The organism is Herbaspirillum sp. ST 5-3 (genome assembly GCF_004804275.1).
GTDB lineage: Bacteria > Pseudomonadota > Gammaproteobacteria > Burkholderiales > Burkholderiaceae_D > Noviherbaspirillum.
This window is the reverse complement of sequence record NZ_STGI01000004.1, coordinates 233,827-260,276: the sequence shown is the minus strand read 5'-3', so window position 1 is coordinate 260,276 and position 26,450 is coordinate 233,827. Positions and strand designations below refer to the sequence as shown.

At 60.0% G+C, this 26,450-nt stretch carries 23 protein-coding genes; 16 read left to right on the top strand and 7 right to left on the bottom strand.

The features are described 5' to 3' along the window. Positions 1–15: 15 nt before the first annotated feature. The 13 genes from E6W33_RS10350 (at position 16) to E6W33_RS10290 (ending at position 14,997) form a co-directional block, all read left to right on the top strand. On the top strand, positions 16–2,697 hold the full coding sequence (locus tag E6W33_RS10350) for a bifunctional acetate--CoA ligase family protein/GNAT family N-acetyltransferase (RefSeq protein WP_136417180.1): 2,682 nt from the start codon (positions 16–18) through the stop codon (positions 2,695–2,697). A 100-nt stretch (positions 2,698–2,797) separates the two neighbouring features. Beyond that, on the top strand, positions 2,798–4,000 hold the full coding sequence (locus E6W33_RS10345) for an NnrS family protein (RefSeq protein ID WP_136417178.1): 1,203 nt from the start codon (positions 2,798–2,800) through the stop codon (positions 3,998–4,000). Positions 4,001–4,142: 142 nt separating this feature from the next. Beyond that, positions 4,143–5,573, top strand: a complete 1,431-nt coding sequence (gene hemN / locus E6W33_RS10340; RefSeq protein WP_136417176.1) for an oxygen-independent coproporphyrinogen III oxidase — start codon at positions 4,143–4,145, stop codon at positions 5,571–5,573. A 75-nt stretch (positions 5,574–5,648) separates the two neighbouring features. Further along, positions 5,649–6,434 (top strand): sulfite exporter TauE/SafE family protein, encoded by a 786-nt coding sequence (locus E6W33_RS10335; RefSeq protein ID WP_136417174.1) that lies wholly within the window; start codon positions 5,649–5,651, stop codon positions 6,432–6,434. After that, complete coding sequence (locus E6W33_RS10330; protein WP_247869606.1) at positions 6,434–8,947, top strand: heavy metal translocating P-type ATPase; 2,514 nt, start codon at positions 6,434–6,436, stop codon at positions 8,945–8,947. The genes E6W33_RS10335 and E6W33_RS10330 overlap by 1 nt, the downstream gene beginning before the upstream one ends. A 15-nt stretch (positions 8,948–8,962) precedes the next feature. Further along, on the top strand, positions 8,963–9,157 hold the full coding sequence (gene ccoS / locus E6W33_RS10325; protein ID WP_136417172.1) for a cbb3-type cytochrome oxidase assembly protein CcoS: 195 nt from the start codon (positions 8,963–8,965) through the stop codon (positions 9,155–9,157). A gap of 300 nt (positions 9,158–9,457) precedes the next feature. After that, positions 9,458–10,882, top strand: a complete 1,425-nt coding sequence (gene ccoN, locus E6W33_RS10320) for a cytochrome-c oxidase, cbb3-type subunit I (protein WP_136417170.1) — start codon at positions 9,458–9,460, stop codon at positions 10,880–10,882. 15 nt (positions 10,883–10,897) lie between these two features. Next, on the top strand, positions 10,898–11,512 hold the full coding sequence (gene ccoO / locus E6W33_RS10315) for a cytochrome-c oxidase, cbb3-type subunit II (RefSeq protein WP_136417169.1): 615 nt from the start codon (positions 10,898–10,900) through the stop codon (positions 11,510–11,512). A gap of 2 nt (positions 11,513–11,514) precedes the next feature. Next, positions 11,515–11,688 carry a cbb3-type cytochrome c oxidase subunit 3 gene (locus E6W33_RS10310; RefSeq protein ID WP_136417168.1) on the top strand — a complete coding sequence of 58 codons (174 nt, stop codon included), beginning with the start codon at positions 11,515–11,517 and terminating at the stop codon, positions 11,686–11,688. A gap of 2 nt (positions 11,689–11,690) precedes the next feature. Continuing rightward, positions 11,691–12,623 (top strand): cytochrome-c oxidase, cbb3-type subunit III, encoded by a 933-nt coding sequence (gene ccoP / locus E6W33_RS10305; RefSeq protein WP_136417167.1) that lies wholly within the window; start codon positions 11,691–11,693, stop codon positions 12,621–12,623. 27 nt (positions 12,624–12,650) lie between these two features. Further along, positions 12,651–14,045 (top strand): cytochrome c oxidase accessory protein CcoG, encoded by a 1,395-nt coding sequence (gene ccoG, locus E6W33_RS10300; RefSeq protein WP_136417166.1) that lies wholly within the window; start codon positions 12,651–12,653, stop codon positions 14,043–14,045. 19 nt (positions 14,046–14,064) lie between these two features. After that, a complete protein-coding gene (locus E6W33_RS10295; protein ID WP_136417165.1) occupies positions 14,065–14,595 on the top strand; it encodes a FixH family protein in 531 nt (176 codons plus the stop codon). Positions 14,596–14,757: 162 nt separating this feature from the next. Next, positions 14,758–14,997 (top strand): hypothetical protein, encoded by a 240-nt coding sequence (locus E6W33_RS10290; protein WP_136417164.1) that lies wholly within the window; start codon positions 14,758–14,760, stop codon positions 14,995–14,997. Between the two features lie 86 nt (positions 14,998–15,083). Here the strand turns inward: E6W33_RS10290 and fnr are convergent, their stop codons facing one another. Then, entirely contained in the window at positions 15,084–15,842 is a 759-nt protein-coding gene (gene fnr, locus E6W33_RS10285) for a fumarate/nitrate reduction transcriptional regulator Fnr (protein ID WP_136417457.1), read from the bottom strand. Between the two features lie 308 nt (positions 15,843–16,150). Here fnr and E6W33_RS10280 point away from each other — a divergent pair, with 308 nt between their 5' ends. Further along, entirely contained in the window at positions 16,151–17,077 is a 927-nt protein-coding gene (locus tag E6W33_RS10280; RefSeq protein ID WP_136417163.1) for a methyltransferase domain-containing protein, read from the top strand. 42 nt (positions 17,078–17,119) lie between these two features. Here E6W33_RS10280 and E6W33_RS10275 read toward each other — a convergent pair whose 3' ends face one another. From E6W33_RS10275 to E6W33_RS10255, 5 genes are all read right to left on the bottom strand, one after another. Beyond that, positions 17,120–17,530: a cbb3-type cytochrome c oxidase subunit I gene (locus E6W33_RS10275; RefSeq protein WP_136417162.1), complete on the bottom strand. Its 411-nt coding sequence runs from the start codon at positions 17,528–17,530 to the stop codon at positions 17,120–17,122. 19 nt (positions 17,531–17,549) lie between these two features. Beyond that, a complete protein-coding gene (locus tag E6W33_RS10270; RefSeq protein ID WP_136417161.1) occupies positions 17,550–18,548 on the bottom strand; it encodes an alpha-ketoacid dehydrogenase subunit beta in 999 nt (332 codons plus the stop codon). An 11-nt stretch (positions 18,549–18,559) separates the two neighbouring features. Then, positions 18,560–19,519, bottom strand: coding sequence for a thiamine pyrophosphate-dependent dehydrogenase E1 component subunit alpha (locus E6W33_RS10265; protein ID WP_136417160.1), 960 nt, complete (start codon positions 19,517–19,519; stop codon positions 18,560–18,562). A gap of 235 nt (positions 19,520–19,754) precedes the next feature. Further along, positions 19,755–21,092 carry a GAF domain-containing protein gene (locus tag E6W33_RS10260; RefSeq protein WP_136417159.1) on the bottom strand — a complete coding sequence of 446 codons (1,338 nt, stop codon included), beginning with the start codon at positions 21,090–21,092 and terminating at the stop codon, positions 19,755–19,757. Continuing rightward, complete coding sequence (locus E6W33_RS10255) at positions 21,089–21,586, bottom strand: hypothetical protein (protein ID WP_136417158.1); 498 nt, start codon at positions 21,584–21,586, stop codon at positions 21,089–21,091. Before E6W33_RS10255 ends, E6W33_RS10260 begins: the two co-directional genes overlap by 4 nt. A gap of 121 nt (positions 21,587–21,707) precedes the next feature. On the opposite strand from E6W33_RS10255, the gene E6W33_RS10250 reads away from it, so the two are divergent. Continuing rightward, complete coding sequence (locus E6W33_RS10250) at positions 21,708–22,424, top strand: 16S rRNA pseudouridine(516) synthase (RefSeq protein WP_136417157.1); 717 nt, start codon at positions 21,708–21,710, stop codon at positions 22,422–22,424. A 138-nt stretch (positions 22,425–22,562) separates the two neighbouring features. Continuing rightward, positions 22,563–24,863: a DUF1631 family protein gene (locus E6W33_RS10245; RefSeq protein ID WP_136417156.1), complete on the top strand. Its 2,301-nt coding sequence runs from the start codon at positions 22,563–22,565 to the stop codon at positions 24,861–24,863. A gap of 56 nt (positions 24,864–24,919) precedes the next feature. On the opposite strand, the gene ppnN is transcribed toward E6W33_RS10245, so the two are convergent. After that, complete coding sequence (ppnN, locus tag E6W33_RS10240; RefSeq protein ID WP_136417155.1) at positions 24,920–26,290, bottom strand: nucleotide 5'-monophosphate nucleosidase PpnN; 1,371 nt, start codon at positions 26,288–26,290, stop codon at positions 24,920–24,922. Between the last annotated feature and the right edge of the window lie 160 nt (positions 26,291–26,450).

Sequence of the window (26,450 nt, the reverse complement as noted above, 5' to 3'; positions counted from 1 at the left end):
ACTTAGGAATCGCATATGACAGTCAGAAATCTGAAGTCACTGTTCGAACCCGGCTCCATCGCCGTGGTCGGCGCGACCAGTCGGCCGCACAGCGTGGGCGCGACCGTGCTGCAAAACCTGGTGGTCGGCGGCTTCAAGGGCGAGATCATGCCGGTCAATCCGAAGTACGAAACGCTGTCCGGAATGAAGACCTACGCCGCGGTGAAGGATCTGCCGCGCGCTCCCGACGTGGCGGTCATCTGCACGCCGCCGGAAACCGTCCCCGGCATTATCAGCGATCTGGGCAGGCTGGGAACCAAAGCCGCGATCGTGCTGACCGCCGGCCTTTCCGCCGTCAAGGATCTGCACGGCAGGAGCATGAAAGAACTCATGCTGGCTGCCGCCAGACCGCATCTGCTGCGCATCCTCGGCCCGAACTGCGTGGGCTTGCTGGTGCCGGCCCTGTCGCTCAATGCCAGCTTCGCGCATACCGGCGCGCTGCCAGGAAAAATCGCCTTCGTCTCGCAATCCGGCGGCATGGTGACCGGCATTCTCGACTGGGCGAAGTCGCGCGGCATCGGTTTCTCGAAATTCATTTCGCTCGGCGACAGCGCGGACGTCGATTTTGGCGACGCGCTCGACTATCTGGCCAGCGACCCGGATACGCACGCCATCATGTTGTACATGGAAGCGGTCAAGGATGCACGAAAATTCATGTCCGCCGCCCGTTCCGCCGCCCGCACCAAGCCGACCCTGGTGATCAAGGCGGGCAGGGCGCCGGAGGGTGCGCGCGCGGCAGCCTCGCATACCGGCGCGCTGACCGGTTCGGACGATGTGTACGACGCGGCGATCCGGCGCGCCGGCATGTTGCGCGTGTACACCACGATGGATTTGTTCGACGCGGCGGAAACGCTGGCCCGTTCGCGGCCCATCAAGGGCGACCGCCTTGCCATCGTGACCAACGGCGGCGGGCCGGGCGTGCTCGCGACCGACGCGCTGATCGGCAAGCAGGGCCGGCTTGCCAACCTGTCGCCCGAAGCGATGCAAAGGCTGGACCAGATTCTTCCCGATACCTGGTCACACGGCAATCCGGTGGACATCATCGGCGACGCGCCGGCGGAGCGCTACATCGAAACGCTGGAAATCCTGCTCCAGGAAAAAGAGGTCGACGCGACCTTGTTCATCCACGTGCCGACCGCGATCGTGCCGAGCGCCGACATTGCTGCCGCAGTCGCACCGGTCGTGAAAAAGGCGAATCGCAACATTCTCGCCTGCTGGCTGGGCGGCGATTCCGTCGCGCAAGCGCGCAGCGCGTTCACCGAGGCGGGCATACCGACCTACGACACCCCGGAGGAGGCGGTGCGCGGCTTCATGCAGATCGTGCAATACAACCGCAACCAGGCATTGCTGATGGAAGTGCCGGCATCGGCCGCGCACGGCATTTCGGAAGACCGCGCCAAGGCGCGATCCGTCGTCACCAATGTACTCGCCAGCGGTCGGGGCATGCTGTCGGAACCGGAGGCGAAGGAAGTGCTGGCGGCGTATGGCATCCCGGTGGTGCAGACCCGCTCGGTGGGCACGGTCGAAGAGGCTGCGCAAGGCGCCGAGGAAATCGGCTTCCCGGTGGCGCTCAAGATATTGTCGCCGGACATCACGCACAAGTCCGACGTGGGCGGCGTTGTGCTCGATCTGGAGGATGCCGCATCGGTCACCGCCGCGGCCCAGGCGATGAACAAGCGCCTGCGCGAATTGCGTCCGGATGCGCAATTGCGCGGCTTCGCGGTGCAGTCGATGGTGCGGCGCCCCGACGCACGCGAACTGATCATCGGCGTGACAACGGACCCGGTGTTCGGCCCGGTCATCCTGTTCGGGCAAGGAGGCATTGCGGTCGAGGTCACCGCCGACCATGCGGTCGGGCTGCCGCCGCTGAACATGGTGCTGGCGCGCGACATGATCCAGCGCACGCGCGTGTCGAAATTGCTTGCCGCCTATCGCAACCGTTCCGCGGCGGACATCGATGCGATCTGCCGCGTCCTGATCCAGATATCGCATCTGATCGTGGACATTCCGGAAATTGCCGAACTCGATATCAATCCGCTGCTGGCTGATGCCGAGGGAGTGATTGCGCTCGATGCACGCATCGGGGTGAAGCCGACAGGGAAGAGCGGCGTGGATCGCTTGGCAATCCGCCCGTATCCGGAAGAACTGGAAGAAACGATCGCGTGGCAGAACATGCAGATCATGCTGCGCCCGATCAAGCCGGAAGACGGGCCGCAGCACATCGAGTTTTTCAATGCGCTCGACCCGGAAGACGTGCGTTACCGCATGTTCGTCCGCATGCGGGAGCTGACCAATCCGCAACTGGCGCGCATGACGCAGATCGACTACAACCGCGAGATGGCGTTTATCGCAAGCTGGAAAAACGAAAAAGGTCATCCGGAAACGCTGGGCGTGGCGCGCGTGATTTTCGATCCTGACAACGTCAGCGCGGAGTTTGCCATCATCGTCCGCTCCGATCTCAAGGGGAAGGGGCTCGGACGGCGGCTGATGAGCAAGCTGGTGCAATACTGCCGCGATCGCGGCACACAGGAAATCGTGGGTGAAACCCTCAGTTACAACAAGGCGCTGATTGCCCTGGCGCGGGAGTTCGGCTTTGTTTGCTCGCGTTCTCTTGAAAACGACACAACACTACTGAAGCTGGATTTGCGAAAGAGTTGAGCTTTTTTGGCGAATCCGGCCGATTATTCCTTGCCAAGGTTGATTTGCAGCCCAATGCCATATAAGATTCATCCAATATGAATCTTTAAAAGGGGTTGCCATGGCCTTGCTGACCATTGAAGAGCCGCGCTCGCCGGCGCAGGGGAAGCCGTCGCTGACGCATCATCCGTTCTTTCGTCTCGGATTCCGTCCGTTCTATCTGCTGGCAGCCGCCTTCGCGGCGCTCAGCATTCCGCTATGGCTTGCCGGCTACTTCGGCCTCGCGCCCAGCCGCCTGCATGTGAATATCAACTGGCACGTGCATGAAATGGTGTTCGGTTTCGCCATCGCCGTGATCATCGGATTTCTTTTCACTGCCGGGCGCAACTGGACCGGCCTGTGGACGCCGCGCCGTGGCCATCTCGCCGCGCTTGCCGGGCTCTGGCTCGCGGGACGACTTGCCATGCTGGTTTGCCCGCCGGCGTTGGCCGCCGTGGTGGACGTGTCCTTCCTGCCGCTGGCGGCATGGCCGATCTACCGCGTGCTCAAGCGCTCTGGCAACAAGCGCAATTATTTCCTGGTAGCCTTGCTCAGCTTGCTGACCTGCGCCAACATCGTTTTCCACCTGAGCGCCAACGGCGTGCTGGCGATCTCGCCGATCGCGCCGATCGAGGCAGCGATTCTGATTGTCGTGATGATCGAATCGGTGATTGGCGGCCGTGTGATTCCCGGCTTCACCTCCAACGGCGTTCCGGGCACCAAGCCGATCACCAATCCAAAGCGCGACAGCATCAGCATTGCGCTGACCGCGGTGGCGGCGGTGGCGTGGATCGCGCATCTGCCTGCGCCGCTGGTGGCGGCGCTGACCTTCGCCGCGAGCGTCACGCAACTGACACGCCTGGTGGGATGGAAGCCGCAGGCCACGCTGCGCAAGCCGCTGGTGTGGATTCTTCATGTGTCGTACGCATGGATTGCGGTCGGCTTCTTCCTGCTGTCGCTGGCGGCACTGCAATATGCCACGACGAGTGCGGCCTTCCACGCGTTGGCTGTCGGTTCCATGGGCGGCCTGATCATCGGCATGATCACACGTACCGCGCTCGGCCATACCGGACGTCCGCTGGCCGCCGGCCGCAGTGAAACCCTGATGTACCTGCTCATCCAGGCTGGCGTCATTGCACGCCTGCTCGCCGCCGCCAATGCCTTCGGTGTACGCGACGCCCTGCTTGTCATTGCTGCCATTAGTTGGAGCGCAGCTTTCCTGCTTTATGTCGCAGTGTATGCGCCATACCTCATTCGCGCGCGTGTTGATGGTCGGGATGGTTGATTTCGCTTGACAAATGGTCAGGTACACGATCCATGTCCGGGCTATTTGACTTAGATCAAGGTGTCGTTTCACTGCTGAAACGTACACTGCATCCGAGTCTTATAGCGCCCCATCTCGGGGCGCGCGACAGCAGGAGTTAACCATGGCAGTTCCGGCAAGCGCAGTACCCATTACATCTTCGGTGCTCTTCGATGCGGGCTTGATTCGCAAGCTGAGCCAGCAAGGGCCGCGCTATACGTCGTATCCGACCGCAGACCGCTTTACGGAAGAGTTCCGTGTGGGCGACTACCTGCAGGCCGTGAACAGTGTGCGCGCAATGGGGGCACGGCACCCGCTGTCGATCTATGTGCACATTCCGTTCTGCGACAAGCTCTGCTACTACTGCGCCTGCAACAAGATCATCACCAAGAACCGCAGCAAGGCCGACGAGTACCTGACCTATCTGAAACGTGAGATCGACATCCAGGGCAAGTTGTTTGCCGCGATGAATCATGTCGAGCAATTGCACTTCGGCGGCGGCACACCGACTTATATTTCCGACGAACAAATGGCCGATCTGCTTGCGCACATCCGCAAGTGGTTTCGCTTCGCAACCGATGATGCCGGCGAATATTCGATCGAGATCGATCCGCGGACGGTGTCGCCGGAGCGCGTGCATTCGCTGCGCGCGCAGGGCTTCAATCGCATCAGCCTCGGCGTGCAGGATTTCGATCCCGACGTGCAGAAAGCCGTCAACCGTATCCAGCCGGAAGAGCAGACCATATCCGTGATGCAGGCTGCACGCGATGCAGGTTTCCGCTCCATCAGCGTCGATCTGATCTACGGTTTGCCGAAGCAGAATCTGATCACGATGGGCCAGACCCTGAGCAAGGTGATCGCGGCGAATCCGGATCGCATTTCGCTTTACAACTATGCGCATATGCCGCATCTGTTCAAGTCCCAGCGCCGCATCGCGGAATCGGACCTTCCGCATCCGGAGACCAAGCTGGACATGCTCGCCCTGAGCATCAGGCGATTGACCGATGCGGGCTACGTATACATCGGCATGGATCACTTCGCCAAGCCGAATGACGATCTGGCCATCGCGCAGCGCCAAGGGCGCCTGCATCGCAACTTCCAGGGCTATTCCACCCATGCGGAAGCGGAAATGGTTTCCTGCGGCGTCTCTGCCATCAGTGCCGTCGGCTCCACCTATAGCCAGAATGAAAAGACGCTGGAAGCCTATTACGAGCGCCTGGAGCAGGGCGAACTGCCGATCGCGCGCGGGATCAAGCTGACCGTCGATGATCTGCTGCGCCGGATCATCATCCAGATGCTGATGTGTAATTTCGAATTGTCCATTCGCTCGCTCGAATTGGCCTATCCGATCACCTTCACCGCGTATTTCGCCGCCGAAATCGAAAAGCTGCGCGCGCTGGAGGCCGATGGCTTGCTCAGCATCGATGCCGAATGGCTGACCGTGACTCCGAAGGGCCGTCTGCTGATCCGCAACATCTGCATGGTGTTCGACCGCTACCTGAATACCAAGCAGGAAGCCAAAGTCGAGCGCTTGCGGTACTCCAAGACGATCTGATGTAAGCTGTCGCTTTTTGCGGCGGCAGGTTCCCGCCCGAGCCGATTCCCTGTTCGGGCTCGCAGTTCTCATCCAGTGACAGATTTGCATTTAATTTCCGTTTTCCTGATCGGCTTGCTCGGCGGCGTGCATTGCATCGGCATGTGCGGCGGGATCGTGAGCGCGTTTTCGGTTGCATCGAAGCGGCGCCCGTTTCCGGTCGCCGTGACCAATGGTTCCGGCTCGGTGGCGCACGCGGCCGTGCTTGACGACGCCATGCGCGTTCTCGCCTACAACACCGGACGCATTGCCAGTTATGCCATTGCCGGCGCCATCGCCGGCGGCGTTGCGCAGGGCGTGCGCACCTTTTCCTTCGTCTCCTCGCTGCAGATCGGTGGCTACTGGCTGGCCAACCTGATGCTGATCGCACTCGGCCTTTACCTGATGGATGTCTGGCGCGGCCTCGCGCAGCTCGAGGCCGCGGGGCAAGTGCTGTGGCGCAAATTGCAACCATTGATGAAGCATCTGCTTCCCGTCGACAGTGCGGCAAAGGCTTTCGCTCTCGGCGGGCTGTGGGGCTGGGTGCCGTGCGGCATGGTGTACAGCGTGCTGCTGACCGCCATGCTCAGCGGCTCGGCGCTTTCCGGCGCAATGGTCATGTTCGCCTTCGGATTGGGAACCTTACCGGTGCTGCTGACCATGGGCATGCTCGGCGCGCGCCTGCAGGCATGGACGCGCAAGCGCTGGGTGCGCGTGGCGAGCGGCATGCTGGTATTGGCCTTCGGTCTGATCGGTCTGATGCGTGCCGCCAACGGCTTGTCGCTGGGCTGGCTCGACGCGGTATGCATCACGCCGCAGTCCTTTTCCCACGGAGCGCATTGATGGCTGCGACCATGTCGTCGGTTGCCGAACCGTGTTTCCACTGCGGCCTGCCGGTGCCCTCCGGTTCGCACTGGCGCGTCACGATCGCCGGTATGCCGCGTGCGATGTGCTGCCCCGGCTGCGAAGCCGTCGCGCAAACCATCGTCGATAGCGGCTTGACCGATTACTACACGACGCGCGAAGGTTATTCCACCACGGCCGACAAGGACGCGCTCATTCCCGAAGAGTTGCGTCTGTACGATGCGCCGGAAGTGCTGGCGCAGTTTTCCGGTTCGGCGAGTGCGCAGGGCGATAGCTGCGAAGCGGTGTTCTCCGTCGACGGAATTCGTTGCGCGGCCTGCGTGTGGCTGATCGAACGCCGGCTCACCCATGTGCGCGGCATCGAAAACATCAACCTGAATGTCGCCACCGAGCGGCTTCACGTGCGTTGGCAAAAAGACAGTTGCAAGCCGAGCGACATCCTGCGCGCGGTGCGCGAAGTCGGTTACGCCGCCTATCCGTACGATGCAATCCGCCATGGCGAGCAATTGCAGCGCGCGGGCAAGAAGATGTTCCGGCAGCTCTTCATCGCCGGATTGTCGATGATGCAAGTCATGATGTATGCGGTGCCGGTCTATCTCGCCACCGACGGCACGATGGACACCGATATGGAAGCGCTGATGCGCTGGGCCAGCCTGCTGTTGACCCTGCCGGCGGTGTTCTATTCGGCGCTGCCGTTCTTCAAGGGCGCGTGGGCCAACCTGAAAGCACGCGCGCTCGGCATGGATGTGCCGGTTGCGCTCGGCATTGCCGCGGCATTCATCGGCAGCGTCGCATCCACCATCAGCGGCAAGGGCGATGTGTATTTCGACTCGGTGACGATGTTCATTTTCCTGCTCTTGTGCAGCCGCTATCTGGAACTGATGGCCAGGCGCAAGGCGGCATCGGCGCTGGAAAAGCTGCAGCACGCATTGCCGGCGTCGGCGGCGCGCATGGCCGGCTATCCCGCCGATCGCACGACCGAAGTAGTGGCCGCATCGCAGCTTGCCGAAGGTGACTTGGTGCTGGTGAAGCCCGGCGAAGCGATTCCTGCCGACGGCATGATTGTCGAAGGATCAAGCGCGATCGATTTTTCCCTGCTTACCGGCGAGAGCCATCCGCAACCGAAGTCCGTGGGCGACTTGCTGCCCGGCGGAGCGGTCAATGCCACTCAGGCGATCGTCGTGCAGGTCAGCAAGTCCGCGCGCGAAAGCACCTTGTCGATGCTGGTCAAGCTGATCGAGCGGGCAGGGCAGGCCAAGCCGCAACTGGCATTGTGGGCGGACAAGGTGGCCGGCTGGTTTGTTGCCGCATTGCTGCTGTTCGCGCTGGTCGTCTTCGGCGTGTGGCAATGGATCGATCCGTCGCGCGCCTGGCCGATCGCCGTCGCCGTGCTGGTGGTGTCGTGTCCCTGTGCATTATCGCTTGCTACGCCGAGCGCGCTGGCTGCCGCCACCGACCGTCTTGTCCGGCAGGGCGTACTGGTAGTGCAGCCGCATGTGCTGGAAACCTTGTATCGCACCACGCATATCATTTTCGACAAGACCGGGACGCTCACGACCGGCAAGCCGGCGCTGCGCCACATCGCGCCTCTGGGCGGCGAATCGATCGAGCATTGCCTGCAACTTGCCGCCGCTCTGGAAGCGTCGAGCGCGCATCCGCTAGCGCTGGCGATACTGGAAGCGGCGCGCGCAACAGGCGTGGCGCCGGATGGAAGCAGCGCAAGCGACTTGCATTACACCGCCGGCCAGGGGCTGGAAGGCTTCATGGGCGGCATGCGCTATCGCCTGGGTTCGGCGGCTTTCGTCGCGCAGCTAACGAATTCCCCCGCACCGCTTGCATCCGATGACAGTCTGACACCGGTCTATCTCGGCTGCCCCCACGGGTGGCTCGCGCGTTTCGATCTGGCCGATGCGGTGCGCAGCGATGCAAAGCAGGTGGTCGATCATTTCAAGGCCGCCGGCAAGCAGATCATCCTGCTCAGCGGCGATCAGCAGGCCGTGACGCAGCGGGTAGCCAGGGAGTTGGGTATTCCGCTCGCCTACGGCGAATTCCTGCCGGACCAGAAACTGGAATTCGTCCAGCACCTGCAGGCGGAGAGGGCAGTGGTTGCGATGGTCGGCGATGGCATCAACGATGCGGCCGTATTGCGCGTGGCCGATGTTTCTTTTGCCATGGGCAGCGGCGCGGCACTCGCCCAGACGCATGCCGATACGGTCTTGTTGTCCGGCCGCCTTTCCGCGATCTGGGATGCCAACACGGCTGCCACAAAGACCATGTCGGTCATCAAGCAGAACCTGGCATGGGCCAGCGTTTACAATCTCATCGCGATTCCTGCCGCGGCGCTCGGCCTGCTCAATCCCTGGCTGTCGGGCATCGGGATGTCGCTGAGTTCGGCGATCGTTGTCATCAATGCACTGCGCTTGCGACGTGTGCCGCGCGCGGTGTCGAAGCCGCATGCCGCAGTTGCGCATCTCAACAACCAGGCCGCGTGACGGTGCAAGGAAACCATGGAAGCTCTCTATCTCCTCGTACCCCTGAGCATCGTCGTGGTGTTCGCCGCGATCTGGATCTTTTTCGCGGCCTCGGACAATGGCCAGTTCGACGATCTGGTCGGACCGGGCATGCGCATCCTGCAAGACGATGATCGTCCTGCAGCGGCACCCGAAGAGGATGACGCAAAAGGCGACGGCGAGAAGACCTGAAGTCTCGGCCGGCCTTATCCCTTTTCAACGCTTTTTTCTTCCGTAGTCCTCGCCGGAAAAATCGTCCGGCAGCCAAATCTCACGTCTCTGAATTCACTCCGTTTTGTCAGACCCGCAGGCAAATTCTCGGGCGCTTTGTCCAGCGAAAAGCTAGGAAAAAAGATTCTAAAAAACTACTCGAAAATCCCTATCGGTAAAGTGGTGTACTTGATTTGAGTCAATTTGATTCACATCAAGGTTTTTCGAAGAGCGGAAATATACCCTGCCCCCATCAATGTTACTAACCCTGGGAGATCGTACGTGGATACATCACTTAGCTACAACTACAAGGTCGTCAAGCAGTTCGCGATCGCTACTGTAGTGTGGGGCGTGGTGGGCATGTTGGTCGGCGTTTTCATCGCCGCGCAGCTAGCCTGGCCAGCCCTCAATTTCGATATCGCCTGGCTAACTTATGGCCGCTTGCGACCATTGCATACCAACGCGGTCATCTTCGCATTCGGCGGTTGCGCCTTGTTCGCGACTTCCTACTACGTGGTCCAGCGTACCGCGCAGGTCCGTCTGTTTTCCGACGGGCTGGCCGCGTTCACCTTCTGGGGTTGGCAAGCCGTTATCGTTTCAGCGGCGATCACCCTGCCGATGGGTCTGACCACCGGCAAGGAATATGCAGAGCTCGAGTGGCCGATTGACATTCTGATCACGCTCGTCTGGGTGTCCTACGCGATCGTCTTCTTCGGTACGCTGGTCAAGCGCAAGGTGCCGCACATCTACGTGGCCAACTGGTTCTTCGGCGGCTTCATCCTCGCGGTCGCGCTGCTGCATCTGGTGAACAGCGCCGAGATGCCGGTTTCGCTGACCAAGTCCTACTCCGCCTACGCAGGCGTGCAGGACGCGATGGTGCAGTGGTGGTACGGCCATAACGCGGTGGGCTTCTTCCTCACGGCGGGCTTCCTCGGCATGATGTACTACTTCATCCCGAAGCAGGCCGAAAAGCCGGTGTACTCCTATCGCCTGTCGATCGTGCACTTCTGGGCGCTGATCTTCACCTACATGTGGGCGGGCCCGCACCATTTGCACTACACCGCGCTGCCTGACTGGACGCAGTCGCTCGGCATGGTGTTCTCCCTGATTCTGCTGGCACCGTCCTGGGGCGGCATGATCAACGGCATCATGACCCTGTCCGGCGCATGGAACAAGCTGCGCACCGATCCGATCCTGAAGTTCCTGATCGTTTCGCTGTCCTTCTACGGCATGTCGACCTTCGAAGGTCCGATGATGTCGATCAAGACCGTCAACGCGCTGTCGCACTACACGGACTGGACCATCGGCCACGTGCACGCCGGTGCGCTGGGTTGGGTCGGCTTCATCACCATGGGTTCGATTTACTATCTGATTCCGCGCCTGTCCGGCAAGACCGAGATGTGGAGCAAGCGTCTGATCGAAGTGCACTTCTGGGTTGCCACCATCGGCATCGTGCTGTACATCGCCTCGATGTGGATTGCCGGCGTGATGCAGGGCCTGATGTGGCGCGCGGTCAATTCCGACGGCACGCTGACCTACACCTTCGTGGAATCGGTCAAAGCAACCTTCCCGTATTACGTGATTCGCTTCAGCGGTGGACTGCTGTACCTGGCCGGCATGGTAATGATGGCCTACAACACGTTCATGACTGTGCGCGACGGCAAACCCGTCACCGCGCGCATCCCCTCAGTCGCCGCACACGCTTGAATCAAGGAGCAAGGAATGAAATTTTCACATGAATGGATTGAGAAGAACCCCTGGCTGCTGATCGTCTTGATCGTGCTGGTGGTGAGCGTCGGCGGCCTGGCTGAAATCGTGCCGCTGTTCTTCCAGAAATCGACCACGGAACCGGTCGCGGGGCTGAAGCCGTATTCCGCGCTGCGTCTCACCGGACGTGATATCTATGTGCGTGAAGGCTGCTACAACTGCCACTCGCAGATGATCCGTCCGTTCCGTGCGGAGACCGAGCGTTACGGCCACTATTCGGTCGCGTCCGAATTCGTCTACGACCGTCCGTTCCAGTGGGGTTCCAAGCGCACTGGCCCGGATCTGGCACGCGTGGGCGGCCGCTACAGCGACGAATGGCATCGCACGCACCTGAACAATCCGCGTGACGTGGTGCCGGAGTCGAACATGCCTGGCTACCCGTGGCTTGCAACGACCAAGCTCGATCCGGCATCGGTGGCGCCCAAGATGCGCGCGCTGCGCAAACTCGGCCATCCGTATTCGGATGAAGAGATCGCGGCAGCACCCAAGGAACTGGAAGGCAAGACGGAACAGGATGCGCTGATCGCATACCTGCAAGGCATGGGCATCCTGATCAAGGCGCGGAGGTAATCATGGACTTCGACAGCATGTTTCTCGATGCACGCAGCCTGTACACCGTGCTGAGCTTCCTTACTTTTATCGGCATCGTCTTCTGGGCCTACAGCGCCCGTCGCAGTGAAGACTTCGAGGCGGCAGCGAACCTGCCGTTCGCCGATGAAAAGGACATCCAAGTTTCGGAGAAATAAAAATGGCAGATTTTACAAGTGAATTCTGGAGCGTCTACATCGCGATGCTTGCCATCCTCGGCATCGCGGGATGCGCGATCCTGTTGTGGGCGCAATCCAAGGCCAAGGTCACGGTTTCGGCCGACGGAAAAGAGATGCAAACCACCGGCCACAGCTGGGACGAAGGCCTGGCCGAGCTGAACAACCCGATGCCTCGCTGGTGGATGTGGATGTTCTACATTACCATCGTGTTCGGCGTTGGTTACCTGTTCCTGTATCCCGGCCTCGGTTCGTACGCCGGCAAGCTCGGCTGGAAATCGACCGGCGCCTATCAGGAAGAGCTGCAAAAGGCAGATCAGGAATTCGGTCCGATCTTCGCCAAGTACCAGCAGCAGGATCTCAAGACCGTGGCTGCGGATCCGCAGGCACACGCCATCGGCGAACGTCTGTTCCTGACCTACTGCGCGCAGTGCCATGGCTCCGATGCCCGCGGCAACAAGGGCTTCCCGAACCTGACCGACAAGGACTGGCTGTACGGCGGCGAAGCTGAAACCATCAAGACGACCATCATGAACGGCCGGAACGGCATGATGCCGCCGATGGGCGCAGCGCTCGGCTCAGACAAGGACGTGGAGAACGTTGCAAACTACGTCCTGAGCCTGTCGAACTCGGCACACGATCCGATCAAGGCCGCATTCGGCAAGGAGAAGTTCGGTGCCTGCGCAGCATGCCACGGCGCCGACGCGCACGGCAACCAGATGATCGGCTCGCCCAACCTGACCGACAAGACATGGCTGTACGGCGGCAGCAAGGAAACCATCATGGAGACCATCAACAAGGGCCGCACCAACACCATGCCATCGTTCAAGGAATTTTTGGGCGAAGGCAAGGTCCATCTGCTGGCGGCTTACGTATGGAGCCTGTCAAACGATAAATCGACCGTCGCACAGAAGTGAAGCGGTTTAAGCAGTGAGTGAAATTTGATGAGTGAACCTGCACCAAAGGTTTCCGTAATTAGGATGTATCAGGCTCGCGAGGAGATTTATCCTCGCGAGGCGAAAGGCTGGTACGCCAACTGGCGCTGGGTCTGCGTATGGCTGACCCAGCTTGTTTTTTATGGCGTGCCCTGGCTGTCATGGAATGGGCGGCAAGCCGTGTTGTTCGATCTCGGCGCGCGCAAGTTTTATATCTTCGGCGTCGTGCTGTGGCCGCAGGATTTCATCTATCTTGCGCTGCTGCTGATCATTTGCGCCTATTCGCTCTTCCTCTTTACGGCGATAGCCGGCCGCCTGTGGTGCGGCTACGCCTGTCCGCAAACGGTCTACACCGAAATCTTCATGTGGATCGAGCGCAAGATCGAGGGTACCCGCAGCGCCCGCATGCGGCTCGACAAGCAGCCGATGTCCGCTTCCAAGTTTGCCAAGAAATCGGCAAAGCATCTGATCTGGGGCGCGGTCGCCTTGTGGACCGGCTTCACCTTTGTCGGCTACTTCACGCCGATCCATGTGCTGAGCGAGGAAGTGATGACGCTCGGGCTGGGCCCGTGGGAGTGGTTCTGGATCCTGTTCTACGGATTCGCCACCTACGGCAATGCCGGCTGGATGCGCGAGCAGGTCTGCAAGTACATGTGTCCGTATGCGCGTTTCCAGAGCTCGATGTTCGACAAGGACACGCTGATCATCACCTACGACAAGGAACGTGGTGAACCGCGCGGCGCGCGCAGCAAGACGGCAGGCAAGTCTTCGCTGGGCGACTGTATCGACTGCTCGATGTGCGTGCAGGTTTGCCCGACCGGCATCGACATTCGCAACGGCCTGCAGTACGACTGCATCGGCTGCGCGGCATGCATCGACGCCTGCAATTCGGTGATGGACAAGGTCAACGCTCCGCGCGGCCTGATTCGCTATTCGACCGATAACGCCATGCGCAACCACTTTACGCCGAAGCAGATCCGGCAACGCGCAATGCGTCCGCGCGTGCTGATCTACACCGGCATATTGCTGCTCGTGGTGGCGGGCTTCTTTGGTTCGCTGCTGACGCGTACGCCGCTCAAGGTGGACGTAATCCGCGACCGCGGTGCGATGGGACGCGAGGTGGAAGACGGCATGATCGAGAACGTCTATCGCTTGCAGATCATGAATACCGACGAACGTCCGCATCGCTACAAGATCAGCGTGTCGGGCATCGAGACGATCGCACTGGCCACGCCGAATGAAGTGGAACTTCCGGCGACCGGTTCACGCGCTGTGCCGGTCCGCGTGCGCGTGGCGCACGGCAAGGGCAACATCGGATCGAACAAGATCGCATTCGAGGTCGAGGCGTTGGACGACGAAAGTGTGGAAGTAAAGGAAAAAGCGGTATTCATCGTGCCGCGTTAGTCAAGTTCTGGAGATCGTTATGCAAAGCACGACATCTGTTTCGAATCGTATCAACCCCAGCAAGCCCTGGTACCGGCATCCCTGGCCCTGGCTGCTGATGCTCGGCCCACTCGTGGTCGTCATGGCCGGGTCCTATACCGCGTGGCTGGCGTTTACGCGCCAGGACGCGCTGGTCGTCGATGACTATTACAAGCAAGGCAAGGCGATCAATCAGGACCTGCGGCGCGACCGGGTCGCCGCCTCCATGCGACTGAAGTTGAATATCCGCTACGATGCTGCGGCGGGCATCTTGTCCGGATCGATTTCCAACCTTGCGCAGCCGGATGCAAGGAAGCTGGAACTAAGCCTGTTGCACTCCACCTTGCCGTCGAAGGACATGCGGCTGGAGGTTCGGCCGGATGCACACGGCAATTTCTCGGTAGCGCTGCCGATGCTGGATGTGGCGCGTTGGCAAGTATTGGTGGAAGGCGAGCAGCGCGATTGGCGGCTGAACGGCGTCTGGTCCTGGCCGCATGAACGCGAGGTCGAAATCCGCGCGGAGGCGTCCTGATCAGCAAGGCAACACAGCGAAAACGTTCTCACAATCCTGAATGGCTTTCCCGGATTCGGGAAACATTTTTGCAATCGGAATGTTGTGCTGATAGACCGAATTGATGTACCTTGTCAATACACAAGAAGGACATTGGGTCTCAGCTGAAAGGAGGGTAGGAGGATGGCGCGACTGCTGATGGTCGTTTTATGGCCGTCGTTTTTAGTGGCGATAGTCGCGGAAGGTTTCTTTTTCTCGCTGTTCGATCCGCATGAGCTGGCAGCGGTCAGCCAGCATATGGATCTGCCGCCCCTGGCGACGTACACACTGGGGTTTTTCTGCTTTTGGCTGTTTTGCGCATTGGCGAGCATGTTGACGTACTATCTGATCAGTACGCCAAACGACCAAGGGTCGCCTTTCTAGCGTTGGCGGCCAATGTTAAAAAGCCGTAGTACGCCTTTTCAAGCAAGGCGTACTACGGCTTTTTTCTTTTTGTCAGGCCGGAATTTCTAGCCGCAAGTCTTGGTGCCTGCAGCGACCGCTTTCAGGGTAACGGGGTCAAGCAATTCCAGTTCGCGGTTATTCACCTTGATCCAGCCTTGTTTCTTGAACTTGGAAAGCAGGCGGCTGATGCTTTCGATCGTCAATCCGAGGTAATTGCCGATCTCTTCGCGCGTCATGCGCAGCTGGAAGCTGGTGGAAGAGTATCCGCGGGCCGAATAGCGCGATGACAGGTTGCTCAGAAAAGCTGCGAAGCGCTGTTCTGCACGCATATTCCCCAGCAAGAGCATGACGCTTTGCTCACGCGTGATCTCCTGGCTCATCATGCGGTGGAAATGATGCAGCAGGGTCGGCATTTCACCGAACAAGGACTCCAGCCGCGAGAAAGGAATTTCGCAGACTTCGCTGTCTTCCAGCGCAATCGCGTTGCAGTGGTGGCGATCGGTGCTGATTGCGTCCATTCCGAGCAGTTCGCCCGCCATTTGGAAGCCGGTAATCTGCTGATCGCCGCTCGGATTGATTTGATGCGTCTTGAAATGCCCGAGACGAATCGCATACAGATTGGTGAAAGGATCGCCCACGCGATACAGGTGTCCATCGCGCGGCACCTTGCGCCGACGACCGATGATCTGATCGAGCTTGTCCATGTCTTGCAGTTCCAGGCCCATGGGAAGGCAGAGCTGATGCATGCTGCACGCAGAACAGCGCGCGCGCAGTTCCTGCACATTGACCGGACTCGGTTTTGGAAACGGGACAGGCTGGTTCATTTTACCGGGGTTGAGGCGATGCAGAATCATGGTGTGCTCGGTTTCGGTTCTCATCTTTAGGGCTTTCTCATCGGGCTCTGAATTGAGCCAAGTCAAGAATAACCATGCAAGTCCCGTACCAAGTGCTAAACGCGTAAACAAGTTGACAAATCAAGTGCAGCTCGCAGCTTTGCTTCCCGCCAACAAAACGATAATGGCATGGTTCGGTTGGCAGAGCAGGCGCTGCAGCTTCGCAAACGACCCGCGCCGACCGTATTTTATGTCGAATTGAACAGTCGCACACAGAGCACATCAACAGGACCACGCACATGCTGACCGAACGCGAAATCGAGAGCTGCTATCTTGGGCAATTCATCCCTTTGCACTACCACCACAACATGCTGATGGATGGCCGTCGCATGCAGGGATTCAAGGCAGCGATCGAACACGCGGTCTTTCCCGGCGCGAAAGTATTGGAGCTGGGCGGCGGAACCGGCGTGTTGTCGTGGTTCGCGGCGGCGAAGGCGGAAAAGGTGTGGTGCGTGGAATTCAACCCGGATCTCGTTGCCGAGGCGCGCCGCCTGCTTTCTCATAACCGGGAAGGCCACAAGGTGGAGGTGATTCACGCCGATGCTTTCGAGTACTTGCCGCCCGAGCCGGTGGACATTGTCATTTGTGAAATGATTCACGTGGCCATGCTGCGCGAAAAGCAAGTCGAAATGATCGAGTCCTTCAAACGGCGCTACCGCGAGCGTTTTGGCGGAAAACTGCCGGTGTTCATTCCGGAAGCTGCCATCATGGCAGTTCAGCCACTCTGCCAGGAATATTGTTTCGAGGGCTATCACGCGCCGATCGTGCAGTTCCAGGAACCTGCCGCGATCTCTCCGGGCAGCATCGAATTCGCCGCGCCCGCTGTCTACAGCATGCTCGATTTCAGCCAGCCCTGCGATACCGCCATCCAGTGGCAGGGCGCATTCACGATGACGCGGGCCGGTACGGTCAACGCGCTACGCTTCATTACGAAGAATATCCTCGCGGTGCTGATGCAGCAGGGAGCGACGATCGACTGGCTCAATCACTACATGGTATTGCCGCTGCCGACGCCGGTGCAGGTGCTCGCCGGCGATGTTCTGCACGTGAGCTTCCAGTACCGGGCGGGAGGCTCCATTCCGTCCTTGCAGAGCGCCATGCATGTCGAACTGCTTCCCGCAAAAGCGGTCGCCGTACGATCCGAGCATTGCCTCGCCGCAGCATGACGGTATGCTGTCGCAATTCCCGGAATTGCGACAGCAGCATGCTCAGTTTTTCTTCAGATTAAGAAAAATATTGAACGCGAAACTGACGATACCGAGCGCCGCCACGATTTCCGATGCTGCCAGGAACGGAATCGCGGCGCGCTGACCCAGCAACAGCAAGGTCAGGGCGATCATCATCACCGGCAGCGCGAGGTTGGTCATCCAGAAGTGGAGCTTCGCCAGCCTGTTCATGCCTGCATGCGGATACACGCTGTAGACGAGCCCTGCCAGCGCCATGGTTGCCCATCCGAGCAGGTTGATGTGCGCGTGCACCGGGCGCAGCGTGAAGTCTTCGCTGGCGCCCATCGCGATGCCGAGGGTCACGCCGAGAATCAGATAAATGACTGCCATCCTCAGCCAGACAATGCCGACAGATGAAAGTGATTTTTGCGTGGTATGAAAGGTGGTTTGCATGGTTTCTCTCTGTTGAAAATCAAACGGTCTGTTCTTCGGGCTCCAGCGCATGCGGCTGGATTCTTCCAATGAGCTTGTTCGCTGCGGCGACAACGTCCTGTGCTTGCGGCATGAATGCCTGCTCAAGCACGTAGCTCGACGGCGCAGGTGTGTCCGGGCTGGTGAGACGAAGCACCGGCGCCTTGAGGGAGGCAAATGCGTGTTCCGCGACGATCGCGCTGATCTCGGCGCCAACCCCGCACATGCGGCCGGCTTCGTGGACCACCAGCAGACGGCCCGTCTTGCGAACGGAACGCAGGATGGTTTCTTCGTCGAGCGGCTTGAGCGAACGCAGGTCGATCACTTCCGCCGAGATGCCCGATTGCGCCAGCTGACCGGCAGCCTGCAGGCAGGTTCCGACCATCTTTGCGTAGCTGATGATCGTGAGGTCCGAGCCCTCGCGCGCGACGGCTGCCTTCCCCAGCGGGACGATGTGCTCGTCTTCGGGGACTTCGCCGGGTACATGCATGAGCGGCATATCGACGAAGAACAGCACGGGATTGTCGTCGCGGATCGCGGCTTTCAATAGCCCTTTGAAATCGGCTGCATTGGAGGGCATGACCACTTTCAGCCCCGGGCTATGCACGAACCAGGCTTCCAGGTTGTGGTTGTGCTGCGCGCCTATGGTCCAGCCGCTGCCTGTCATGGCGATCACCACCATCGGGAAGGAGAACTGTCCGCCGGACATGTAGCGCAGCTTGCCGGCGCTGTTGACGATTTCATCCATCGCAAAGCAGAGAAAGGGCGCAAACAGCAGATCGACCACGGGACGCAAGCCGGTGGCCGCGGCGCCGGCGGCGGTGCCGGCGATGATGCCTTCGGCCAGCGGCGTGTTGCGGATGCGGCGCGGTCCGAATTCATTCAGGAGATCGGTTCGCTTGGTGGCGACGCCTTCGCCGAACATGACAACGCGCGGATCGCGTCGCATTTCTTCGGCCAGCGCCTGCGTGACGGCTTCATTGACAGTGATTTGGGACATGGCAGTGCTCCTCATGCATAGACATCGGTGGTCAGTTCGGACAGCGCGGGGAAGGGCGAATCGGCGGCAAACGCAGCGGCGCGCTCGATGACGGCGGCGGCACGTTGCTCCATGCGCGCGATATCCGTCTGGCTGAGCGTTCCCCGCTGCAGCAACCGGTCCTGCATCAATCTGATCGGATCCTTGGCACGCCACGTCGCCAGTTCCTGCGGATCGACATACGATTGATCGTCCGGCTCGAAGTGTCCGCGCAGGCGGTAGGTATAGGTTTCGAGCAGAAAGGGCTTGCCCGACTCGCGAATGCGCGCAATGGCGTGGGTGGTCGCGGCATGGACCGCTTCCACGTCATTGCCGTCGACCGTGCGGCTGTCCATGCCGTAGTTGCGGGCCCAGTCGCTGATATGGTCAACAGCCATGGTTTCGTTGCGATGCACGTAGGCTTGCCACTGGTTGTTTTCGCAGACGTACAGGATCGGCAGGTTCCACATGCTCGCCAGGTTCAGCGATTCGTGAAAGATGCCTTCGCACGCTGCGCCGTCGCCGAAGAAGCAGGCGACGATGCCGTCCTGCGCGAGCATGGACATGGAGAGGCCGACGCCGGTGGCCAGCGACAATTCGCCGCCGACGATGGTGGAGGTCAGTATCACGCCATGCTCTTTTGCGGAGATATGCAGCGAGCCGCTCTTGCCTTTGCAATAGCCGGTGCGGCGGCCCATCACCTCCGCCAGAAGCCGTCCCGGATCAGCGCCGCGCGCCAGCAGATGGCCGGCGCTGCGATGGTTGGTCAGGATGCGGTCGTCCGCACCCAGTGCGCGCACCACGCCGACCGCGGAAGCTTCCTGTCCGACCGAGGTGCAAGTGCCGGCGATGCCGGTGGCTTGCAGCGCGGCGAGTTTTTCTTCATATGCCCGGATCAGCATCATGCATTCCAGCATGGATTTCGGGCCGTTATCGTTGGATAGTTGCGTCATGATCGTCCTTCATCAAGAGTGTTGAAACTGATGTGCGGACGAAGTCTACTGTGCAGCGCAGCGAAAAAATCGCTGGTTTTCGGGCTTAAGATTTTTTTAAGATTTATTGAATGAAGTTTTAGGAAATGCTACGCGCATGCCTGCGAAATCCTGTCCGGATTTCAACAACCTGCAGGCAACAGAAGAGGGAAAAGAGGGGATCGCATGCCGCACGCCAAGGCGGCATGCGGATGAATCAGGCTTCGGATAGGCGTATCGGACGATCCACGCGCAGACGGAAACGGCCACGGCCTGTTTTTTCAATCCGGATCGCGGCATTGCGTTCAATCAAGCGCTTGCCGAGCAGGATCAGCCGGGCTTCCAGGTTGTCGCTCACGTCGGGCAGGCGGACGCGGGAGTCCAATCGCAGTTCGCGGTTGGTGAATTCGGTGCGTTGCTTGTCCGCGTAATCGCGCAGCAAGGTCCAGAAAATCGAGCCGGCAACGCCCTTGATCAGGTAGTCGTCGCCAAGAAATACACTGTCGTTTTCCGGAAAGTGGCGAATTACCAGCGGCAAGCCCTTGGCCGGCTCAGGATCTGCAGACGCGGCCGGTGCATCCTCGCTGCTTTCGGCGGCCTGCTGCAACAGATGCATCGCCATGCCGAGTTGGCCCGCCAGGCTGACCAGCGCATCCTCATCGTCGTAAGTAAAGCGCAGGTCGCGCGGGCTTTCGACATACAGCACGCCAAGCAGGCGCTGCGATGCGAGGATGGGCACCGCGAGCTGGCTGCGCGACTCGCGCAGGCCCGGCAGGGGAATCTCGGTTTCCAGCGCGCTGGCCCAGTCGCTATGCTCCGCGCTTTCGCGGATTGCGCGGCTGTACGCGTATTCGGAATTCATATGGCCGATGCGTATCGGTGTGCCTTCGCGTGCGGCCACGCCGATGACGCCTTGCCCAAGAGGGATTTCGGAGCCGACGCCGGATTCCTCGTAACCCTGGCTGGCGACCGTGTACAGGCGCTGGCTTGCCTCATCGAGCATCAGCACCATGGTGTGATGGATGCCGAACTGCCGGTCGAGGCAGGACAGGGTTTCCGATAGCAGTTTTTCCAGGTCGGTGCAGGGCGCCAGCCGTTCGGTGCAGGTTCGCAGCGCGGCCAGCAGGTTGTGTTGCGGCGGCGGCGCGGGCAGGGATTCGCCGGGCAGGCGCTCGATATCAAGCACGTGAAATACATCGGAGCCGAGCAGGCGGAACACGCCGCTCATGCCGGTGTGCGAGGCGATGCCCGCCAGCTTGGCCTTCATGCTCTCGAATAGCGGGCCGGACGTCTCAGTGCGCAGGTATTCCAGCGACAGCCGGTATTGCGTGGCACTCAGGGGACTGGTCACGACCAGCGCGGCGCGCGGATTGACCATGATGTTCTGGCGCGTCTTGTTGAAGAACTGGTAGGAGAGCGCGACGTGGTCGCTGTCCACGAACTGCACCTGTGACAGGTACGCGATATTCGGCGTGCCATCGAGAGATGCGGTGGCTACCGTGCCTGGAATCACGCCTTCGAGGCATTCGCGAATCGCATCGACCTTGAGCGTCATGGGTGCCTCTGCAGCGGTTCGCCGGCTCTCGGTCCGGGCGTTTGCGAAAATGCCGCATACGGCGTGAAGCTCAGGCTGACGATGTCGGCGGACGGGCGGGTAAGAAGAGTGCGGACCAGGACTTCGGCGTGGCCGAGCGGCGAAACCTGCCGCATGAACGCGGTGCGATAGTCCGCGAGGATTTCCTGGTCGCCCTCGGCGAGCCCTCCGACGACGGCATCCTTGCCTTTCACCTGCACGGTACGATGCGTCGATGGTTCGCTGAAAACGACGGCAATCGCGCCGTTGTCACGCACGCATTTCAGTACCGGGGCTGCCTGTGTCGCAGAGATGAAAACAGTGATGCTGCGGCGATCCGGCGACACACGGCATCCGATGGCGCGCGCCAATGTCGGGATGTTGTGGCTGTCGCAGGCGGCGACGCCAATCCCGACGCCGCGCTGCATGAAGTCGGCATGATCGGCATCGATAAGCGGTTCGGAAGAGGATGGCATGAAAATGTGGAAATATTGCGCTGAACGTTAAAAATCTGGCAATGTCATTTTGCTTGCACAAATCATAGCGTCGAATGCAGAACGCGTCACGCGGCAGCTCACCTTCTGATAGAGTCTCGCCATGAGTAAATTGACATTGGATCGCATATTGCAGACGCAGGGCTTCGGCACGAGAAAATGGTGCCGCAGCCTGATCGAGGATGGAGAGGTTGCTGTCGGCGGCGAAACCGTGACCGACTATCGCGCAAGTTTTGAAACCGATGGTCTTGCATTCGCCGTGTTTGGCGAGGAATGGCTGTACCGCGAGCACGTCTACCTTGCGTTGAACAAGCCGGCGAACTATGAATGCTCGCGCAAGCCGAGCCATCATCCCGGCGTGCTGACACTGCTTCCGGAGCAATTCACCTGGCGCGACGTACAGCCGGTCGGGCGGCTCGACCATGACACCACCGGCCTGTTGCTGATGTCCGACGACGGCGCCTTTATCCATGCGCAATCGTCTCCAAAACGCCACGTTCCCAAGCTGTATGTCGCCACAACGGATGCGCCGGTGACCGACGCACTGGTGGAGCAGCTTCTTGCGGGCGTGCAACTGCATGATGAACCCGCGCCGCTTGCCGCGAGCTCTTGCCGCCGCCTCGAACAGCACAGTATCGAGATCGTTCTCGAGCAGGGGAAATACCATCAGGTCAAGCGCATGCTGGCCGCTGCAGGCAATCATTGCCTTGCCCTGCGCCGCACCGCTATCGGCAAGCTGACGCTCGACATGCTCGATCTGGATGTGGGAGAGTGGTGCTATCTCGACAAGCCGGAGCTTGAACTCCTTGCGCCGGAGTGAGCGGCGGCGTCGCGCGAACTTCATGACTTGGATGAAGTTCGGCGTATAAATTGCTGCCGCTTATGCACATTCTTGTTCCTGCTGGGATATGATTTGCAGCTAATATATTGCTCAACGTTCCGTTGAACCACGACAGGTATGGCAGACACAGAATACAAGCGTCTCATCCACTCCGCGAAGGACAAGGCACTGTTCGGCTTTCTCGCCGTTGTGCAGCGCGCCATGCAGGATGCCGACAAAGGGATTGTCGATCTGCTCCTGGCGGCCAAGTCCGGGCTGGATCAGACGGCGTTGACCTCCGTCCGGCATTTTCTGCGCCAGGAAGGCAATGTTTTCCTGCGGAGCATCGACGTGCTCTTCCGCAATTACCTGGAACGTGCAATGCAGACCATGTATGTCGATCTGCGCTCGGGCATGCGCAAGCTGACTGCCGATGAGCTGTCGCTGATCGACGATGAAGTCGTCAATCATCAGATTGAAGTCGGACGCCTGACCGAGCGCATGCGCGAAGCCAACGAGGAGGCGATCGGTCGGCTCAACGTGATCATCGGCCAGATGCACGGACAGCACGAGGCGCGCGAGCGTGAAAACCCCTTTCGTCCTTATCTGCTCGCACGCGCGCTGTATGAGGCAATCCGCGAAAGCACCGACGATGCCAAGGCAAAGCTGTTGTTCGACCATCTGTCGAACGCAATGATCCAGCATCTGCCGGGCTATTACAGCGCAATCCGCGAGGTTTTCGAATCGGCAGGCGTGCGCGGAGCCTTCCAGGCGCAGCGTTCCAGGGCTTCGCATCATCAGCGTTATTTCGGCGCTCCACCGGGTGGCATCGGCGGTGCCGAGTACTTCAATGCACGTGTCGGTGCCGGCCTGCAACGCTTGTCCGAAACAATACAGTCCGAGTCGAAGGGCGGCGCCGATGCAGCTTCAGGGAACTCGCCGGCGTCCGTGCAGGATTTCATCAGGAAGATGTTCAATCCTTCCAGGACGCATGGAACCCAGGGTGGCGATGGGCTGCCCGGAGCGTTGAGCAATCCGCTTGTGAGCCAGCTCAGCAAATACCAGAGGATGGCGGCCCTTGGACAGCCGATCAGCGAAGGCGTGGAGCCTGGCAAGAATCAATTGTCGGCGCTGCGTGAGAAGATCAATCTGGATAACGCGTCCACGATGGAACGCATGACGGTGGAAGTGGTGTCCATGCTGTTTGAGTTCATTCTCGAGGACGAGCAGATTCCGGCAGAATTGCGCGCGCTCATCGGACGCTTGCAGATCCCGATCCTGAAGGCCGCGATCCTGGAACCGGACCTGATGCATGACGAAGAACATCCGGCGCGCCAGTTGCTGAACCGGATGAGCTCGGCCGCCGTCTCGGCCGATACGGCATCGGCGTCGGGGAAAAATCTCGCGGCTGAAATTGACCGGATCGTTCGCAAGATTCTGGAAGAATTCGAAACCAGCACGACGATTTTTGCCATCAGCACGCAGGAATTCGAGCACTTTCTCACCGAACATCTGCGCCAGGACGACAGCCAGACGACGCGCGGCATCGAAGCAGTGGAAGCCTCGGAGAAGTTCAGCGTCCTGCTGAGTAACACCACCAATTCCCTGTGCGACGTGTTGCTGCCGCTGAACGCGGACAAACGCATTTCCGATCTCGTCATCAATATCTGGCCGCATGTGCTGGTCCATGCATCGTGGCGTGACCTCGAAAAGCAGATTCCGCCCGAACAGACCGACAGCCTGTTCCAGCAATATCGCGGTGTCCTGCCTGATCTGCTCTGGAGCATTCAGGAAAAGCAGAATCCGCAGGAGCGCAGCGCGCTGATGCGGCTGCTTCCGCAACTGGTCAAGCGCTTGCGCGAAGCCCTGGTGCTGATTCAGCTGCCCGACGATGAAAGCGCGCAGATACTGGATCAGCTGGTGGCCTTGCACACGCAGGTATTGCGGGGAGCGCAGGGCGGCGGCAAGGAGATGCCCAGTCTGGAGGATTTGCGTCAGGCGTTTTCGCGTTTGATGGTGAGTTGGGATCGCGCGTCATGGGGCTTGAGCGAACCGCCTCAGCCGCGCGCCTCGGTGATCGAGGATATCTTTGCCCGATTCGCGGTGCAGGCCCAGCTCAACGTCGGCGTGAATTCACCGGCCACATCGGCCGCCGACAGGGAATTCCTGGCGCAAACCTACTTGCTCGGCACGCGCGTCGAGTTCAGTGCGCCGGACGGCACCATGCTGCCGGGGCAACTGGTCTGGGTCAGCACGCATCGCTCGCTCTATCTGTTCAAGAAGGAGCGCGATGCAAGTCTGGTGCTCTTTACCTTTGCTTCGCTGTTGGAGGCATTGAATAACGAGGAAGTCGTTCCGGTCGAATACGCGCCGGTGTTCGAGCGGGCGGTGGAATCGCTCCTGTTCGGCGCGGGCAGCATCGGCGACACCGTCCTCTAGCCCTTTCCTTCACCGCTCGTCGAGGCACCGCAGAGCGCCACCGACGAGCCGGCTCCTTACTTGACGATCCTGTAGCAGGGATTGTATTTCTTGCCCGGCAGCTTCATGCGATGCTGCGCGACGAAGGATGCCAACAAGGCGTCCATCGGATCCATGATGCTCTTCTCGCCATGGATTTCGAACCGGCCGTGCTGTTCGATGGCGCGAATGCCCTGATCCTTGACATTGCCCGCAACCACACCCGAAAACGCGCGGCGCAGATTGGCCGCGAGCAGGTGCCGCTCCTGGTTCTTCTGCAGGTGGAGATTGCGCATGTTCTCGTGCGTCGGGATGAACGGCATCTGGAACTCGTGGTCGATTTTCAGCAGCCAGTTGAAGTAGTAGGCGTCAGTGGTCTCCTTGCGGAATTCGCGTACTGCCTTGATTCCCGCATACATTTCCTGTGCGACCTTGGCGGGATCGTTGATGATGATCTTGTAGCGCTGCTGCGCTTCCGGCCCGAGGGTTTCGCCGATGAAGTGATCGATCTGTTCGAAATAGTCCCTGGCGCCGACCGGGCCGCTGAAGATGAGCGGGAAGGGCAGCTTGGCGTTGTCGGGGTGTAGCAGGATGCCCAGGATGTACAGGATTTCCTCGGCAGTTCCGGCGCCGCCGGGAAAAACGACAATGCCGTGTCCGACACGCACGAAGGCTTCGAGGCGCTTTTCGATATCGGGAAGAATGACCAGATCGTTGACGATCGGGTTCGGCGATTCCGCCGCAATGATGCCCGGCTCGGTCAGGCCGAGATAGCGGCCATTGATGATGCGCTGCTTGGAATGCGCGATGGTCGCGCCTTTCATCGGGCCTTTCATCGCTCCCGGACCGCAACCGGTGCAGATGTCGAGGCCGCGCAGGCCGAGTTCGTAGCCCACCTTCTTCGAATAGTCGTATTCTTCGCGCGAAATCGAATGCCCGCCCCAGCACACGACAAGGTTCGGATTGGTCATCGGCCTAAGCACATTGGCGTTGCGCAAGATGTGAAAGACCGAGTCGGTGACGCCTTCGGACTTGGTGAGATCGAACTTCGGATTGTCGTGGATCTCGTCATTGACATAGATGACATCGCGCAGGACGGCAAACAAATGTTCGTGGATACCCTTGATCATCTTGCCGTCCACGAAGGCGATGGCCGGCGCGCCCTTGATGTCGAGCTTGATGCCGCGCTCGCGCTGGATGATGCTGATCTCGAAAGACTTGTAGCGCTCGAGCAATTCCTTGCCGTCGTCCAAGGGGCTGCCGCAATTGAGTACTGCGAGGGAACAGTTCCGGAATATGTTGTACAAACCGCCCTGGCTGGTATCGAGCAATTTTGCGACTTCGGACTTGGAGAGGATGTCCAGGCGGCCTTCGGGGGAGATTTGGGTGTCGACGACTTGATGATCCATAGAGTGTAGAAATTCCTGTTGCACGCGTCCTGCGGCCCGCTTTGGCGCTCTCGGCATCCAACTTGCGCGAAAAAGTAATGGTATGAGTATACACATTGCCCGCCTGTGTGGACATTGTGCGACAACCGAAAGAGATATTTGGCTTGCCGGAGTGCACGAC

Excerpts from the sequence above, each read along its gene's own strand:
- E6W33_RS10275 (WP_136417162.1), bottom strand. The coding sequence starts at position 17,530 with ATGCAAACCACCTTTCATACCACGCAAAAATCACTTTCATCTGTCGGC.
- E6W33_RS10350 (WP_136417180.1), top strand. The coding sequence starts at position 16 with ATGACAGTCAGAAATCTGAAGTCACTGTTCGAACCCGGCTCCATCGCC.
- ccoG (WP_136417166.1), top strand. The coding sequence starts at position 12,651 with ATGAGTGAACCTGCACCAAAGGTTTCCGTAATTAGGATGTATCAGGCT.
- E6W33_RS10245 (WP_136417156.1), top strand. The coding sequence starts at position 22,563 with ATGGCAGACACAGAATACAAGCGTCTCATCCACTCCGCGAAGGACAAG.
- E6W33_RS10270 (WP_136417161.1), bottom strand. The coding sequence starts at position 18,548 with ATGTCCCAAATCACTGTCAATGAAGCCGTCACGCAGGCGCTGGCCGAA.
- ccoP (WP_136417167.1), top strand. The coding sequence starts at position 11,691 with ATGGCAGATTTTACAAGTGAATTCTGGAGCGTCTACATCGCGATGCTT.
- E6W33_RS10250 (WP_136417157.1), top strand. The coding sequence starts at position 21,708 with ATGAGTAAATTGACATTGGATCGCATATTGCAGACGCAGGGCTTCGGC.
- E6W33_RS10255 (WP_136417158.1), bottom strand. The coding sequence starts at position 21,586 with ATGCCATCCTCTTCCGAACCGCTTATCGATGCCGATCATGCCGACTTC.
- ppnN (WP_136417155.1), bottom strand. The coding sequence starts at position 26,290 with ATGGATCATCAAGTCGTCGACACCCAAATCTCCCCCGAAGGCCGCCTG.
- ccoO (WP_136417169.1), top strand. The coding sequence starts at position 10,898 with ATGAAATTTTCACATGAATGGATTGAGAAGAACCCCTGGCTGCTGATC.
- fnr (WP_136417457.1), bottom strand. The coding sequence starts at position 15,842 with ATGAACCAGCCTGTCCCGTTTCCAAAACCGAGTCCGGTCAATGTGCAG.
- E6W33_RS10345 (WP_136417178.1), top strand. The coding sequence starts at position 2,798 with ATGGCCTTGCTGACCATTGAAGAGCCGCGCTCGCCGGCGCAGGGGAAG.
- hemN (WP_136417176.1), top strand. The coding sequence starts at position 4,143 with ATGGCAGTTCCGGCAAGCGCAGTACCCATTACATCTTCGGTGCTCTTC.
- E6W33_RS10260 (WP_136417159.1), bottom strand. The coding sequence starts at position 21,092 with ATGACGCTCAAGGTCGATGCGATTCGCGAATGCCTCGAAGGCGTGATT.
- E6W33_RS10330 (WP_247869606.1), top strand. The coding sequence starts at position 6,434 with ATGGCTGCGACCATGTCGTCGGTTGCCGAACCGTGTTTCCACTGCGGC.
- ccoS (WP_136417172.1), top strand. The coding sequence starts at position 8,963 with ATGGAAGCTCTCTATCTCCTCGTACCCCTGAGCATCGTCGTGGTGTTC.
- E6W33_RS10280 (WP_136417163.1), top strand. The coding sequence starts at position 16,151 with ATGCTGACCGAACGCGAAATCGAGAGCTGCTATCTTGGGCAATTCATC.
- E6W33_RS10290 (WP_136417164.1), top strand. The coding sequence starts at position 14,758 with ATGGCGCGACTGCTGATGGTCGTTTTATGGCCGTCGTTTTTAGTGGCG.
- E6W33_RS10265 (WP_136417160.1), bottom strand. The coding sequence starts at position 19,519 with ATGACGCAACTATCCAACGATAACGGCCCGAAATCCATGCTGGAATGC.
- E6W33_RS10295 (WP_136417165.1), top strand. The coding sequence starts at position 14,065 with ATGCAAAGCACGACATCTGTTTCGAATCGTATCAACCCCAGCAAGCCC.
- E6W33_RS10310 (WP_136417168.1), top strand. The coding sequence starts at position 11,515 with ATGGACTTCGACAGCATGTTTCTCGATGCACGCAGCCTGTACACCGTG.